At 64.3% G+C, this 14,275-nt stretch carries 15 protein-coding genes and 2 riboswitches; of the genes, 10 read left to right on the top strand and 5 right to left on the bottom strand.

All coding sequences use genetic code 11. The features are described 5' to 3' along the window. The first annotated feature begins 134 nt into the window (after positions 1 to 134). From CAER_RS0113505 to CAER_RS0113490, 4 genes are all read left to right on the top strand, one after another. Positions 135 to 1,001 carry a branched-chain amino acid aminotransferase gene (locus CAER_RS0113505; protein WP_027235850.1) on the top strand — a complete coding sequence of 289 codons (867 nt, stop codon included), beginning with the start codon at positions 135 to 137 and terminating at the stop codon, positions 999 to 1,001. 207 nt (positions 1,002 to 1,208) lie between these two features. Continuing rightward, positions 1,209 to 1,679, top strand: coding sequence for an MgtC/SapB family protein (locus tag CAER_RS0113500; protein WP_027235849.1), 471 nt, complete (start codon positions 1,209 to 1,211; stop codon positions 1,677 to 1,679). Positions 1,680 to 1,795: 116 nt separating this feature from the next. After that, the gene (locus tag CAER_RS0113495; protein WP_036797707.1) at positions 1,796 to 2,764 is read left to right on the top strand and encodes an AraC family transcriptional regulator; all 969 of its coding nucleotides are present in this window, start codon (positions 1,796 to 1,798) and stop codon (positions 2,762 to 2,764) included. Positions 2,765 to 2,897: 133 nt separating this feature from the next. Then, positions 2,898 to 3,269 (top strand): SPW repeat domain-containing protein, encoded by a 372-nt coding sequence (locus CAER_RS0113490; protein ID WP_027235847.1) that lies wholly within the window; start codon positions 2,898 to 2,900, stop codon positions 3,267 to 3,269. A 3-nt stretch (positions 3,270 to 3,272) separates the two neighbouring features. Here CAER_RS0113490 and CAER_RS0113485 read toward each other — a convergent pair whose 3' ends face one another. Continuing rightward, positions 3,273 to 4,109, bottom strand: coding sequence for a LysR substrate-binding domain-containing protein (locus tag CAER_RS0113485; RefSeq protein WP_027235846.1), 837 nt, complete (start codon positions 4,107 to 4,109; stop codon positions 3,273 to 3,275). Positions 4,110 to 4,205: 96 nt separating this feature from the next. Here CAER_RS0113485 and CAER_RS0113480 point away from each other — a divergent pair, with 96 nt between their 5' ends. Further along, positions 4,206 to 4,910: an SDR family oxidoreductase gene (locus CAER_RS0113480; RefSeq protein ID WP_027235845.1), complete on the top strand. Its 705-nt coding sequence runs from the start codon at positions 4,206 to 4,208 to the stop codon at positions 4,908 to 4,910. Positions 4,911 to 5,014: 104 nt separating this feature from the next. On the opposite strand, the gene CAER_RS0113475 is transcribed toward CAER_RS0113480, so the two are convergent. Continuing rightward, positions 5,015 to 5,950, bottom strand: a complete 936-nt coding sequence (locus CAER_RS0113475; RefSeq protein WP_027235844.1) for a DMT family transporter — start codon at positions 5,948 to 5,950, stop codon at positions 5,015 to 5,017. A 95-nt stretch (positions 5,951 to 6,045) separates the two neighbouring features. Here CAER_RS0113475 and CAER_RS0113470 point away from each other — a divergent pair, with 95 nt between their 5' ends. Next, positions 6,046 to 7,548 (top strand): malonate--CoA ligase, encoded by a 1,503-nt coding sequence (locus tag CAER_RS0113470; RefSeq protein WP_027235843.1) that lies wholly within the window; start codon positions 6,046 to 6,048, stop codon positions 7,546 to 7,548. Between the two features lie 88 nt (positions 7,549 to 7,636). Here CAER_RS0113470 and CAER_RS0113465 read toward each other — a convergent pair whose 3' ends face one another. After that, a complete protein-coding gene (locus CAER_RS0113465; RefSeq protein WP_027235842.1) occupies positions 7,637 to 8,275 on the bottom strand; it encodes a cation transporter in 639 nt (212 codons plus the stop codon). A 73-nt stretch (positions 8,276 to 8,348) separates the two neighbouring features. Between CAER_RS0113465 and CAER_RS0113460 the strand changes: the two genes are divergently transcribed. After that, complete coding sequence (locus CAER_RS0113460; RefSeq protein WP_027235841.1) at positions 8,349 to 8,765, top strand: MerR family transcriptional regulator; 417 nt, start codon at positions 8,349 to 8,351, stop codon at positions 8,763 to 8,765. Between the two features lie 78 nt (positions 8,766 to 8,843). Here the strand turns inward: CAER_RS0113460 and aroC are convergent, their stop codons facing one another. Beyond that, positions 8,844 to 9,944, bottom strand: a complete 1,101-nt coding sequence (gene aroC, locus CAER_RS0113455) for a chorismate synthase (protein ID WP_027235840.1) — start codon at positions 9,942 to 9,944, stop codon at positions 8,844 to 8,846. 232 nt (positions 9,945 to 10,176) lie between these two features. Beyond that, a riboswitch (TPP riboswitch) is annotated at positions 10,177 to 10,268 on the top strand. A gap of 32 nt (positions 10,269 to 10,300) precedes the next feature. Here aroC and thiB point away from each other — a divergent pair. Genes thiB through CAER_RS0113440 form a run of 3 tightly spaced genes read left to right on the top strand, consistent with a single transcriptional unit; the run spans position 10,301 to position 13,489 of the window. Next, positions 10,301 to 11,278 (top strand): thiamine ABC transporter substrate binding subunit, encoded by a 978-nt coding sequence (thiB, locus tag CAER_RS0113450; protein ID WP_027235839.1) that lies wholly within the window; start codon positions 10,301 to 10,303, stop codon positions 11,276 to 11,278. Continuing rightward, positions 11,254 to 12,810 (top strand): thiamine/thiamine pyrophosphate ABC transporter permease ThiP, encoded by a 1,557-nt coding sequence (locus CAER_RS0113445; protein WP_027235838.1) that lies wholly within the window; start codon positions 11,254 to 11,256, stop codon positions 12,808 to 12,810. Before thiB ends, CAER_RS0113445 begins: the two co-directional genes overlap by 25 nt. After that, on the top strand, positions 12,797 to 13,489 hold the full coding sequence (locus CAER_RS0113440) for a thiamine ABC transporter ATP-binding protein (RefSeq protein ID WP_027235837.1): 693 nt from the start codon (positions 12,797 to 12,799) through the stop codon (positions 13,487 to 13,489). Before CAER_RS0113445 ends, CAER_RS0113440 begins: the two co-directional genes overlap by 14 nt. Before the next feature lie 45 nt (positions 13,490 to 13,534). Here the strand turns inward: CAER_RS0113440 and CAER_RS0113435 are convergent, their stop codons facing one another. After that, positions 13,535 to 13,972, bottom strand: a complete 438-nt coding sequence (locus CAER_RS0113435; protein WP_027235836.1) for a 6,7-dimethyl-8-ribityllumazine synthase — start codon at positions 13,970 to 13,972, stop codon at positions 13,535 to 13,537. Positions 13,973 to 14,062: 90 nt separating this feature from the next. Beyond that, a riboswitch (FMN riboswitch) is annotated at positions 14,063 to 14,260 on the bottom strand. Positions 14,261 to 14,275 lie beyond the last annotated feature (15 nt).

Below are 14,275 nucleotides of genomic sequence, written 5' to 3'. Positions count from 1 at the left end.
AGTTTATGTCAGTGTTGTTGACATTCCAAGAGTGAAGATGTATCGAATCTCAGCTTTGGCGCAACATTGTGTCCGGGACGGCCATAAGTTGCGCAATTATTGTAAATCACCGCAGAGTTTCAGGAGGGTGCGGCATGGCAGGTTATGACGACCGCGACGGTGTGATCTGGATGGATGGGGAGCTGGTCGACTGGCGGGATGCCAAGGTGCATATCCTGACCCATGCGATGCATTATGCGTCCTCTGTGTTCGAGGGCGAGCGCGCCTACAACGGCAAGATCTTCAAGAGCCGGGAGCATTCCGAGCGGCTGGTCGCCTCGGCCAAGGCGCTGGACATGCCGATGCCCTACACTGTTGACGAGATCGAGGCGGCCAAGGAAGAAACGCTGAAGGCCTCCGGTCTGCAGGACGCCTATGTGCGGGCGCTGGTGTGGCGCGGCGCGGGCGAGGATATGGGGGTCGCCTCGGCCCGCAACCCGGTGCGGATGGCCATCGCGGTCTGGGGCTGGGGCGCCTACTACGGCGATGCCAAGATGCAAGGCGCCAAGCTGGACATCGCGGAGTGGAAGCGGCCCAGCCCGGAAACCATCCCGGTGCATGCCAAGGCGGCGGGCCTCTACATGATCTGCACCATTTCCAAGCACAAGGCGGAGGCCAAGGGTTGCTCGGATGCGCTGTTCATGGACTACCGCGGCTATGTAGCAGAGGCGACAGGCGCCAACATCTTCTTCGTGAAGGATGGCGAGGTGCATACGCCGCTGCCGGATTGCTTCCTGAATGGTCTCACCCGGCAGACCGTGATCCAGATGCTGAAGGACAAGGGCGTTACCGTGCATGAGCGCCACATCATGCCGGAAGAGATGGAAGGCTTTGAGCAGTGCTGGCTGACTGGCACCGCGGCCGAGGTCACCCCGGTCGGCGAGATTGGTCCTTACACGTTTGAAGTCGGCGCCCTGACCCGTGAGATCGCCGAGGACTACGAAAAGCTGGTCCGCGCCTAAGCGCAGAGCAGGTCTGATCGGAAACCCCCGCCCGTGTGGCGGGGGTTTTTCTTTGCGGCTGCAGTGCCAGGCCGCATGTCACAGGACATAGCGGCCCGTTCCAATTTCCTGCACTTTATCCGGGACTGTGCCATAGTCAGCCATATTGCTGAAAAGTCATTCCGGGGCAGTGGCATGCTGTGCCCGATAAGAAGGAACAGGAACGCGATGGACCTGAGCATTGCCTATGTGAGTTATCTTGAACTGGGCCTGCGCCTGCTCTGCGCCGCTGCTGCCGGGGCGCTTCTGGGGCTGGACCGGGAGCTGCGGCACCGCAAGGTGGGCATGCGGACCTACATGATTGTTTCGCTTGGGGCCGCAGGTTTCACGCTGATCACCATGGAAATGTCGATGGAGGCGCAGGCGCTTGAATTGGGGGCTGATCCGACCCGTATCATGCAGGGGCTTGTCGGGGCGATCGGCTTTCTTGGCGCCGGGGCGATCATCCAGGGGGATGAGCGGGTCGGAGGCATGGCGACGGCCGCCAGCCTGTGGGTGGCCGGGGGCGTCGGCATGGCCTCAGGTCTGGGGTATTATGTGCACGCAGTGCTGCTGGCGCTGATAGCTGCTGGCATCCTGGCCATGAGCCGGGTGATGAGCAGCCGGGGCCGCAACGACCGCCCGGATATAAGCGATTGACGGCCACCAGCAGGCAAGCGTCCAGAACGAAATGTTCGGCTGGCTGACCGTTCACATTTCCTTGCAGATCGTCCGACGGCATGGACGGCGAGTGCCAGACGCCTAACATGCAAGGCATGTTGGACCTGCTTAGCGATATCCTCACCCGGCTGTCCCTCAAGGGAACGCTGTACTTTCGCACCTCCTTTACCCCGCCGTTCGGGATTCAGGTGCCGGAGTATGAAAACGTCGCGCGGTTTCACTTCGTTCAGCGAGGGGAGCTGAATGTGCATGTGCCTGCGAGCGGTGAGACGCTGCGGCTGAAGCAGGGCGATCTGGTGCTGGTCCCGCATGGCGCGGCGCATATGCTGTTGTGCAACGAGGTGCAGCCGCTGGAGGCGCTGCCGCTGGAGCAGGTGCTGGAGGACGCGGGCTATGACGGCGGCGGGGTACTGGTCTATGGCGGTGCGCTGGAGGTGCGGGATACCCAGCTGATCTGCGGCCACTTTTCCTTTGCCGCCATGCCGGGGCGGCGCGGCGCCGGGCATATGCTGATCGACCGGTTGCCGCCCCATATCGTGATCGAAAACTACGGCGAGGCTGCCGGGGCCTGGATCGAAGCGACCTTGCGGATGATCGGCTCCGAAGTGCAGGGCGCCCGCATCGGCGGCGACCTGATAGCGCTGAAACTGTCCGAGGTGCTGTTCGCTCAGGCGATCCGGGCCTATCTGGAACATCAGAGCCCCAGCGGGCCGGCGCTGGCGGGGTTTGCTGATCCGCGTATCTCGCGGGCGCTGACGGCGTTCCATCAGGCGCCTGCCAAGGAGTGGAGCGTTGAAGGCCTGGCACGGGAGGCGGGCATGTCGCGCACTGCATTTGCCCAGGAGTTTGCTGCCAAGATGGAAGTGACGCCGATGCAATACCTCACCAGCTGGCGGATGCAGATCGCCTGTCAGGGGCTGGCAGAGCAGGGGCTGAATGTAGCCGATGCCGCGGAGATTGCGGGTTATGCCTCCGAGGCAGCGTTTTCCCGCGTGTTCCGCAAGCAGGTGGGCATGTCGCCCGCGGCCTACCGGCAGCACCATGCGGCAGCCTGGCCTGGTTGAAGCGTCCGAAGATTGAACGATCTGCAAGATTCCCGGGAGGGGCTGAAATTCACCGTACGGGATGGCCGGTCCAATCTGGGGTCAGAGCCGCGGACTGCGCGGCCAAGAAACCTCAGTAGCAAGGACCTGACCCATGCCTCTTCGCTTTGTGACCCGTACCATTCATGCCTATCTTGACTATCCGGTTGCTGCCGCCCTGATGGGGCTGCCGTTTCTGCTGGGCCTTGGCGAAAGCAACCCGCTGGCGCTGTGGCTGTCCGTGGTGACCGGCGTTGCCGCCTTTGTGCTGACGGTACTGACCGACCACCATCTCGGCCTGGTCCGGGTGCTGCCCTACAGGCTGCATCTGACCGTTGACCTGATTGTCGGCCTCGCCTTTCTGGCGGCACCTTTTCTCTTCGGCTTTGCCGGGCTGGATGCGGCCTTCTATCTGCTGAACGGGGCTGCGGTGGTTGCGGTGATCTCGCTCAGCGCACCGGAAGGGACCGCGGCAGCCTCTGCCTGATCGCTATTGGCGCAAGAGCCAGTCCACCACTGTCTTGGCCCGGCCCTGTGCGCTGGGCCACAGCACGTAGAACCCTTGATCGCCCAGCCGCGGCGCCTGCCACAGGATCTCCAGCGGCTGTCCTCCCAGAAATAACCGCGGCACCAGTGCGATGCCCTGGCCGTTCACCGCAGCATCCATCGCCAGCGCAGTCTGGTTGAATTGCAGGATCCGCCCCTTGGCCGTGAGACCATCCTGCCGCAGCAGCAGTTCCCAGTGCCGGTGCCCGTCCTGGATCAGCGTATGATGGGCAAGATCGGCAAGTTCCAGCGGTTCTTCCTGTATTAGAGCCGAATCCGGCCGGGCCACCGCCACCAGATCCAACAGCGACAGGAGGGCAGAGTTCAAACTGCTCTCCTGCGGTTTGCTGCCCTGGCGGATGGCAATGTCGATGCCGTCCCGCTTGAAATCTGTCAGGTTCTCCTCCGCCACCACCCGAAGGTCGATGCCGGGGTGCCGCGCCTCGAACTCCGGCAGCCGCGGCACCAGCCATTTGGCGGCAAAGGAGGGCGGCACCGACAGGGTTACCCGCTGCACAGCCGGGGCCAGCTTGTCGGTCGCTTCGCGGATCATTGCCAAGGCCTGCTGCACCGGCGCGTGGTAGCTGCGTCCGGTGTCGGTCAGCGACAGCCCGCGGGCGTGGCGATGGAACAGCTTGTGTCCCAGGTCCGCCTCCAGCCGGCGCACCTGCTGGGCCACCGCGCCTTGGGTCAGGTGCAGTTCCTCTGCCGCGCGGCCGAAGTTCAGGTGGCGGGCGGCGGCGTCAAACATTCGCAGGGCGTTGAGGTTGGGCAGGCGCATGAGGTCTCAGTCAGTAGTTTTCCTACAGTCTGGCGCGATGAGACATGATTGGTCAAGCACGGCTGCAACGGCCATCCTTGGGGCAAGTAAAGGAGCATGGATATGACCAAGGTTGCACTTTTCACCGCCGCAGGCAGCGGCATGGGCGCGGATGCCGCCCGCCACCTTCATGAGCAGGGGTATGAGGTTGCCATCCTCTCCTCCTCCGGCAAGGGCGAGATGCTGGCGCAGGAGCTGGGCGGGGTGGGCCACACTGGTTCCAACCTGGAGCAATCCGACCTGCAGGCGCTGGTGGACAAGGCGATGGAGCGCTGGGGCCGGATCGACGTGCTGGTCAACTCGGCGGGCCACGGGCCCAAGGGCGATATCATGGAGATCAGCGACGCCGACTGGCATCTGGGGATGGAATACTACCTGATGAACGTGATCCGCCCTTCGCGTTTGGTGGCACCCATCATGGCGGCCCAGGGCAAGGGGTCAATCATCAACATCTCCACCTTCGCGGTGTTCGAACCGGATCCGCTGTTCCCGACCTCAGGCGTGTTCCGGGCAGGGCTTGCGAGTTTTACCAAGCTGTTTTCCGACAAGTTCGCAAGCCAGGGCGTGCGGATGAACAACGTGCTGCCGGGCTTCATCGACAGCCTGCCGGAGACCGAAGACCGCAAGGCGCGGATCCCGATGGGGCGCTATGGCACGGCGCGTGAGGTGTCAGCCCTGATCGCTTATCTGGCCTCGGATAATGCGGCCTATACCACTGGGCAGAACATCCGTGTCGACGGGGGGCTGACCCGCGCAGTCTGAGCCGTGCCCGCAGGTGGGCAAACAGCGGGCACCCGACCCTTCTGATGAAGGCGGGTGCGTCGCCCTTGCGGGCTCCAGCCGCCGAAAACCCTTTTTAGGGCCTGCTATCCGCCCTTGGGATCCATCAGCGGCTTAGCCTTGCCGCGCTGCAGGCCCAGCCGGTGCTCGCGCCAGATCACCAGCACATTGCCGGCAATCACCAGCGCCGCGCCCGCAAGCATCACTAGCGTCGGCCACTCGTTGAACCAAACATAGCCGATCACAATCGCAAAGATCATCGAGGCATAATCATACGGTGCCAGCATTGATGCCGGCGCAAAGCGGTAGGAGGATGTGACCAGAATCTGCGCCACCCCGCCGACCAGGCCGGCGCCGACCAGAAGCGCCGCGGTTTGGCCATCCGGCATCACCCAGCCGAAGGGGACAGTCAGCAGCGCGAGGCCTGAGGCCGTCAGCGAAAAGTAGAACACGATGGCCGCGGTATGCTCCGACTGCACCATGCGGCGGATGTGGATCTGCACAAAGCCGCGGGCGACGGTTGCGCCTACCACCAGCAGCACCCCCAGAATGGCGCCGTCCTCCAGATCGCTGCCAAGCCGTGGCCAGATCATGATCAGAACGCCTAGCAGGCCGATGGCGACGGCGCTGATCCGGACCATTCGGATGGTCTCGCCCAGGAACAGCGCCGCCAGAATCAGGGTGAAGATCGGGGTGGCATAGCCGATGGCGGTGACCTCTGGCAGCGGCAGCAGCGCCAGCCCCATGAAGGTCATCCCCATCGCCGAGGTCCCAACCAGCCCGCGCCACACGTGAAACATCGGTTTTTTGGTGATCAAACCGTGCCGCAGCTCTCCGCGCGCGATGAGCCAGGCAACGATGACCGGAATTGCAAAGAAGGAGCGGAAGAAGACGGCCTCGCCCGCCGGCACGGTCTCCGATGTGGCTTTGATGATCCCGGACAGCGCAGTGAACAGCGCAATCGCGGTGACTTTCAGCAGGACCGCCAGCACAGGCCGATGCGATGTTAACGATTTCGCCATGGCGCGACCCTGCGCTCAAGCGCCGCAAAGATCAATGGCTTGATTTCGCCCCAACGCCGGGCGCAAATGGCGCCGGTTTAGACAGGAGCCCGCTTATGTATGACGCCAATCACCTGATCCGCCAGCTGCGCGAGTCCTCTCTGGGGCGTGAATACGATGTTTTTGCCCGCCTGCCGGACGGGAGCACGGTGACCTTTGGCGCGCTGTTTGCTGGCGCGGAACGGATGGCGGCGGCGCTGGCGGCCCAGGGGGTTCAGCCGGGCGACCGGGTGGCAGTGCAGGTCCAGAAAACCATTCGGGCGATTGAGCTTTACCTCGGCACAGTTATGGCCGGCGGCATTTTCCTGCCCTTGAACACCGCCTACACCGGGCCTGAGGTCGTTTATTTCGTTGGCGACGCGACGCCCCGGGTCGTGGTCTGCGATCCTGCGCGGCTGGAGGAGATCAGCGCAATCTCGGGCGCGGCGGAGGTTCTGACACTGGATGCGGCCGGGCAGGGCACCTTGCGTGATCTGGCGGACGGGCAGGGCGGCTTTGATCCGGTGGCCCGGCAGGCGGATGATCTTGCGGCGATCCTTTATACCTCCGGCACAACCGGCCGCTCAAAGGGGGCGATGCTGAGCCATGCGAACCTGGCCTCCAACTCGCTGACCCTGCGCGACACCTGGCGGTTCACCAAGGACGACGTGCTGATCCACGCGCTGCCGATCTTCCACACCCACGGGCTGTTTGTGGCGACCAATGTGGCGCTGCTCTCAGGCGCCCAGGTGGTTTTCTTGCCCGGCTTTGACGCCGATGCCATCCTTGAGGCGATGCCTTCGGCCACGGCGCTGATGGGGGTGCCAACATTCTATACCCGCCTGCTGACGGATGCGCGGCTGACGCGCGAGCGCGCTGCAAAAATGCGTCTGTTCATCTCCGGCTCTGCGCCCTTGCTGGTGGACACACATGAGCAATGGGAGGCCCGCACCGGCCACCGCATCCTGGAACGCTACGGGATGACCGAAACCAACATGAGCACCTCGAACCCTTATGAGGGCGAGCGCCGCGCGGGCACCGTAGGCTTCCCGCTGCCGGGGGTGGAGGCGCGGGTCATGAGGGACGGCGCCGAGGTGGCGGCTGGGGAGATCGGCGTGCTGGAGGTGCGCGGGCCGAATGTGTTTCAGGGCTATTGGCAGATGCCGGAAAAGACGGCGGAGGAGCTGCGTCCAGACGGCTGGTTTATCACCGGCGACATGGCAAGGATCGACGCCGACGGCTATGTCACCATTGTCGGGCGCGAGAAGGATCTGATCATCACCGGCGGCTTCAATGTCTACCCCAAGGAGGTCGAGAGCCTGATCGACGACCTGCCCGGTGTTCTGGAAAGCGCCGTCATCGGCGTGCCGCATTCCGATTTCGGCGAGGGCGTGGTGGCCGTGGTTGTGCCGGAGGGCGAGGGCACCAGCGTTGAGGCGATAACGGCCGCGCTCTCTGGCCAGCTGGCCAAGTTCAAACAGCCCAAGGAGATCATCCTGCTGGACGCGCTGCCGCGCAACACCATGGGCAAGGTGCAGAAGAAAGCCCTGCGCAAGGAATACGCAGGGCTTTTCTGCTAGTTTTCACCCACCCGGGCCGACGGCCCGGGCAGCGACCGTCCGTCCCCACGGGCGGGCGCTTCGCTTCCGCCCGCGGACGGTCTCTGCCCTAGTGCTGATGCGCTTCTGCGTGCGCCTCTTCTTCGCGCCATTCCCGCACCGCCTGCACCAGGATCTGGAAGGCGGAGTTCAGGAACAGACCGCCCATGATGCCGGCCACAATGAGGTCCGGCCAGCCGGTTGCGGTGCCCCAGACGCCAAGCGCCGCGATCATCACCGCCACATTGCCGATGGCGTCATTGCGCGAGCACAACCAGACAGAGCGCACATTGGCGTCGCCGTCCTTGTAGCGGGCCAGCAGCATGACCGAAATCAGGTTGGCCGCCAGCGCCATAAAGCCGATAACCCCCATGATCTGCGCCTGCGGCACGCCCACATAGAACACCTGATAGACCGTGGAGCCAAACACCCATGCGCCCATCAGCAGCAGGCTGATGCCCTTGCCCAGGGCCGCCAGTGCCCGGGTGCGCAGGGTGGCGCCGATCACCGCCAGCGAAATGCCATAGGTCAGCGCATCGCCCAGAAAGTCCAACGCGTCCGCCTTCAAGGCCTGGCTGCCGGACAGCTGGCCCGCCCCCATTTCCACCGCGAACATGCCGGCATTGATGGCGATCACCAGCCAAAGCCTGCGTTTATAGTCCGCCGATACCCCGTCAAACCGGGCCTCATGATTGCAGCAGCCTGCCATTGCTCTTGTCCTCATTCCTGATTCGGGATCAATGTAGGGCCTCTAGTCACTAGAGCTTCAAGAGGTTTCTGCCATGTTTTCCATCGGTCAGCTGTCCAAGGCCACTGGGGTGAAGGTGCCCACGATCCGCTATTACGAGGAGGTCGGCCTGCTGCCGCAGCCGGGCCGCAATGCCGGCAACCAGCGCCGCTACGGGCAGGATGGCATGGACGCGCTGGGCTTTATCAAGCACGCTCGCGACCTCGGCTTTTCGCTGGAGGACATCAAGGCGTTGATGGGCCTGGACGGGCATCTGGGCGATGACTGCGCCGAAGCCGACCGGATTGCCCGCAGCCAGCTGGCCAATGTCCGCGACCGGATCCGCAAGCTGGAGCAACTGGCGACCGAGCTGGAACGGATCAGCCACCTGTGCGATGGCGGCAACGGCGGCTGCTGCAAGGTGCTGACCGCGCTCGGCGACCACAGCCAATGCGCGGGCGAGCACGGTTGAGCGGCAAAAAAGGCGAAGCATGCAGCTGCAAACTTCGCCCTTGGAAAACGCAAAATCGTCCCTTTTAGAGCCTAAAATCTAGCCAATCCGGCCCTGGTTTTCACCGATCTGGCCGCGGTGCAGCAACAGATGGTCCAAAACCACGCAGGCCATCATCGCCTCGGCTACCGGCACCGCGCGGATGCCGACGCAGGGGTCGTGGCGGCCCTTGGTGATCACCTCGGTGGCGGAGCCGTCCTTGCGGATCGACTTGCGCGGGGTAAGAATCGAGGAGGTCGGCTTCACCGCAAAGCGCACCACCACGTCCTGCCCGGTGGAGATCCCGCCCAGGATGCCGCCGGCGTGGTTGGAAGAGTACTCGGGGCCGTTTTCACCCATGAAGATCTCATCAGCGTTTTCCGAACCTTTGAGGCGTGCGGCATTCATGCCCTCGCCGATTTCCACGCCCTTCACGGCGTTGATCGACATCATCGCGGCGGCCAGATCGGTGTCCAGCTTGCCATAAACCGGCGCGCCGATGCCGGCGGGAACGCCGCGGGCGACGACCTCAACTACGGCGCCCACCGAGTCGTGGTCTTTACGCAGGCGCTGCAGGTAGTCTTCCCACTCCTGCACCGCGCCTGCGTCGGGGATCCAGAAATCGTTCTGGTCAATCGCGCCCCAGTCAAAGCGGCTGCGGTCGATCTCCAGCTCGCCCATTCGGGTCATGTAGCCCTTGATCTCCAGCCCCGGCACCAGCGCCTTGATTGCTTCACGTGCAACACCGCCGGCTGCCACCCGCGCTGCCGTTTCGCGGGCAGAGGAGCGGCCGCCGCCGCGGTAGTCGCGGTTGCCGTATTTCTGGAAATAGGTGATGTCGGCATGGCCCGGACGGAAGGTCTGGGAAATCTCTCCGTAATCCTTGGAGCGCTGATCGGTGTTTTCGATCATCAGCTGGATCGGCGTGCCGGTGGACATGCCGTCGAACACGCCGGACAGGATCTTCACCGCGTCCGGCTCATTGCGCTGGGTGGTGTTCTTGTTCTGGCCTGGGCGGCGCTTGTCGAGCCACTGCTGCAGCATTTCCGGCTCCAGCGGCACATTCGGCGGGCAGCCGTCGACGGTGGCGCCAAGCGCGGGCCCGTGGCTCTCGCCCCAGGTGGTGACGCGGAAGAGGTGTCCAAAGCTGTTCATCGACATGAGGCGCGGTCTCCTTTGCGGGACGTGCTTAGCGGGCAGGGGGCTGTGCCTCAAGCGGATTCCTCTGCGGCAAAGGCGAGAGGGGGCGCTGCCCCCGCCGCCTGGGGCGGCTCCCCCGGGATATTTTCAGCCAGATGAACAAGGGGCCGGTGCTGGCAGCGGTCCAGTTTCACCAAGCCTTAGGTCCTGGCGGGGCTTTGGCTTGTCATTGCTGCGGCTGGGGCCTAATGTCCGCGCCACCTCGGGGTGCGCGCGAGCGCTGAGATGACACCCGTTGAACCTGAACCGGATCACACCGGCGGAGGGAAGGTACTGGACAGCCTCCACCCTTGCCCAAAGCCGCAAAGGAGGATGGCATGAAACATCTTGCATTTGCAGCGGGACTGCTTGGCGCCTCGGCAGCCTTTGCCGAAACGCCCGAACTCACTGTTTATACTTATGACAGCTTTGTTTCCGACTGGGGCCCCGGCCCGGCAGTGGAGAAGGCCTTTGAAGAGGTCTGCGGCTGCGACCTGAAACTGGTAAGCGCAGGCGACGGTGCCGCGCTCCTGGCGCGGATCAAGCTGGAGGGCGCGCGTTCCGACGCCGACGTGGTGCTGGGTCTCGACACCAACCTGACCGCTGCGGCCAAGGAAACCGGCCTGTTTGCCGAGCATTCGGTCAGCGCCGACTATGCAATGCCGGTAGACTGGAACGACGCGACATTTGTGCCGTATGACTGGGGCTACTTCGCCTTTGTTCATAACGCCGATGCCGCAGCGCCTGCGGATTTCAAGGCGCTGGCGGCCAGCGACAAGAGGATCGTTATTCAGGACCCGCGGTCCTCGACCCCCGGGCTGGGTCTGCTCTTGTGGGTCAAGGCCGCCTATGGCGACGAGGCGCCGGAGATCTGGAAGGGCCTGTCCGACAATGTCGTGACCGTGACCAAGGGCTGGTCCGAGGCCTACGGCATGTTCCTGGAAGGCGAGGCCGACATGGTTCTCTCCTACACCACCTCGCCCGCCTACCATCTGATTGCGGAGGAAGACGGCTCCAAGGCGGCGGCAGCCTTTGATGAGGGTCACTACATGCAGGTGGAAGTTGCCGGTAAACTGGCGAACACCGACCAGCCGGAGCTGGCCGACCAGTTCCTGGCCTTCATGGTGTCCGATGCGTTCCAGTCGGTCATCCCGACCACCAACTGGATGTATCCGGCGGTCACCCCGGCAGCAGGCCTGCCGGAAGGCTTTGAGACCCTGATCGCACCGGGAAAATCCCTGCTGCTGAGCGAAGCTGAGGCAGCGGAAGTGCGCGATGCGGCGCTGGACGAATGGCTGGACGCGCTCAGCCAGTAAGCGCCTTTCCCGGGATCAGCGCGGCCCTGCTGGTGGCAGCGCTGATCCTTGGAACCCTTGGGGCTGTTGCGCTCAGGGCTGAGGCTGGCACCGGGTTTGGCGCCAGCGACTGGGCCGCGCTGCGGTTCACTCTGACCCAGGCAAGCCTGTCGGCCCTTCTGAGTGTTGGTCTTGCCGCCCCGGTCGCCCGCGCGCTGGCGCGGCGGCGGTTTCCGGGGCGGAGCCTGCTGATTGCGCTGTTAGGGGCGCCCTTCATTCTTCCGGTCATTGTCGCGATTCTTGGCCTGCTTTCGGTCTTTGGGCGGGCTGGCTGGCTGAGCAGCCTGCTGGGTCTGTTCGGGCTGGAGCCGGTGCAGATCTACGGGCTGCACGGGGTGGTGCTGGCGCATGTGTTCTTCAACCTGCCGCTGGCGACCCGGCTGATCCTGCAGGGCTGGCAGGAGATCCCCGCCGAACGCTTCCGTCTGACGGCGCAGCTGGATGCCGGGCCGCTGGCGATGTGGCGGCTGCTGGAAGGCCCAATGCTGCGGCGGGTGGTGCCGGGCGCGCTGGCGGTAGTGTTTGCCATCTGCCTGTCCAGCTTTGCGGTGGCGCTGACCTTGGGCGGTGGGCCAAGGGCCACCACCATTGAACTCGCTATTTATCAGGCATTCCGATTCGATTTCGACTTGGGCCGCGCGGCGCTTTTGTCGGGCCTGCAACTGCTGCTGACCGCCGCCGCCGCTTTGGTGGCGTTGCGCGTGTCGGCGGGCGAGGGCTTTGGCTCCGGTCTCGACCGCGCGGTGCGGCGCTGGGACGGGCAAGGGGCGCTGGCGCGCAGCGCTGATGCTTTCTGGATTGTCCTGTCCGCGGCGTTCCTGCTGCTGCCGCTGGCGGCAATTACGCTGGCAGGTCTGCCGGGGATGGCAGATCTGAAAAGCAGTGTCTGGCAGGCTGCCGGAACCTCCATACTGGTTGCGGCTCTCAGCACGGTGATCCTGCTGGGACTTGCCTTGCCGATGGCCGCTGCCGTGGCGGCAGGCCGCAACGGCATGACCGAGCTGTCGGGCATCTTGGGCCTTGCAGCCTCGCCCTTGGTGATCGGCACCGGGCTGTTCATTCTGATCTATCCCATCGCGGACCCTTTTGCGCTGGCGCTGCCGGTGACGGCGCTCGTCAATGCGGTGATGGCGCTGCCCTTTGCCATGCGCATCCTGGTGCCCCGTGCGCGGGAGGTGCTGGGGCGGTACGGCCGCCTGTCGCTGTCGCTGGACATGCAGGGATGGGCCTTTGTCCGGCGTGTCTACCTGCCGCGGATGCGGGCGCAGACCGGGTTTGCGGCCGGTCTGGCGGCGGCCCTGTCGATGGGCGACCTCGGCGTGGTGGCGCTGTTTGCCGATCCGGATTTCGCAACGCTGCCCTTGCAGATCTACCGGCTGATGGGGGCCTACCGGATGGAGGCAGCGGCCGGCGCGGCACTGCTGCTGCTGCTGCTGTCGATGGGCGTATTCTGGATTCTGGACCGCGGAGGGCGCTGGCATGCTGAGGCTTGAGAACTGCCGGATAATGAACGGCGATTACGCGGTGGAGGCGGATCTGGAGATCGCAGCCGGTGCCTGCGTCGCGGTGATTGGCCCCTCCGGCGCCGGGAAATCCACGCTGGTGGAGGCTGTGGCCGGTTTCCTGCCCGTCACCCGCGGGCGCATCGCGTGGAATGGTGCGGACCTCACCAGCCAGCCTCCGGGTAAACGGCCGGTGGCGATGCTGTTTCAGGACGGCAACCTGTTTCCGCATCTGACCGTGGCACAGAACGTGGGCTTGGGGCTGCATGCGAACCTGAGGCTGAGCGCGGCGGAGTGGAGCCGGGTTGATGCCGCGCTGGAGCGGGTTGGCCTGGGCGGCATGGGCGGGCGTAAGCCTGCGGCGCTGTCCGGCGGGCAGCAAAGCCGGGTGGCGCTGGCGCGCGTGCTGGTGCAGGGGCGTGATATCCTGCTGCTGGATGAGCCCTTTGCCGCGCTCGGACCTGCGCTGAAGGCAGAGATGCTGGATCTGGTGGCGGAGCTGGCCCGCGAAAGCGGCGCAACGGTGCTGATGGTCAGCCACGATCCGAATGATGCGCGTCGGATTGCGGATCAGGTGGTGCTGGTGGCGGAGGGCAAGGCGCATCCGCCGCAAGCCACGGCGGAGCTGCTGGACAACCCGCCGCCGGCCTTGAAGGCGTATTTGGGGTGAGCCATGGCCGGGCCGGTTGCGGCCCGGCAGGCGCTGGCCTGTGGTTTATGCGGCCAGAGCGGCCTCCCGTGTCTTGGTGATCATCAGCGCGGCATTGGCGGCTTCGCGGCCCTTCTGCACGAAATGTTCGCGGTAGATCGCGATGTGGTGATCGGTTTCCTGGAAGTGGTGCGGGGTCAGCGAGACCGACAGCACCGGCACCCCGGTATCCATCCCGGCGCGCATCAGCCCGTCGACCACGGCCTGAGCCACAAAATCATGCCGGTAGATGCCGCCATCCACCACAAAGGCGGCGCAGGCCACGGCGGCGTATTTCCCTGTTTTGGCCAACTCCTGTGCCAGCAATGGCATCTCAAAAGCGCCGGGCACATCGAACACGTCGACTTGCTCTGCCGGGATCAGCTGCAAAAAGCCCTCCAGCGCGCGGTCAACAATATCAGCATGCCATTGCGCCTTGATGAAGGCATAGCGGGTGTGTGTCATCTCGTAATCTCCTTTGGCTCTGACACGTCACCCAAGGCGATCACGAACGGCAGGCGCACGCAGGGCTGAAAAGCCCAAAGCGGTCCTGACGCACGTTCTCTTTCATCCGGACTGTGACCGTCGGCTCTGGAGTCGCACCAGATCTGCTGACACATCTATGCTTGTTCCACAATTTTCCCGAAAACCGGTTCCCACTTTTCGGATTGTGGACACAGACGCCGCTCGCGGGCTTACGGGACTGGCCCGCTTACCGCCGGTGGGGAATTCCGCCCCGCCCTGAGAACGCCGGGACTGTGGCAAGCG

Origin of the sequence: Leisingera caerulea DSM 24564, from assembly GCF_000473325.1 — a bacterium.
In the GTDB taxonomy this organism is placed as follows: Bacteria; Pseudomonadota; Alphaproteobacteria; order Rhodobacterales; family Rhodobacteraceae; genus Leisingera; species Leisingera caerulea.
The sequence above is the reverse complement of the archived record's forward strand: the minus strand, read 5'-3'. Positions and strand labels throughout refer to the sequence as shown.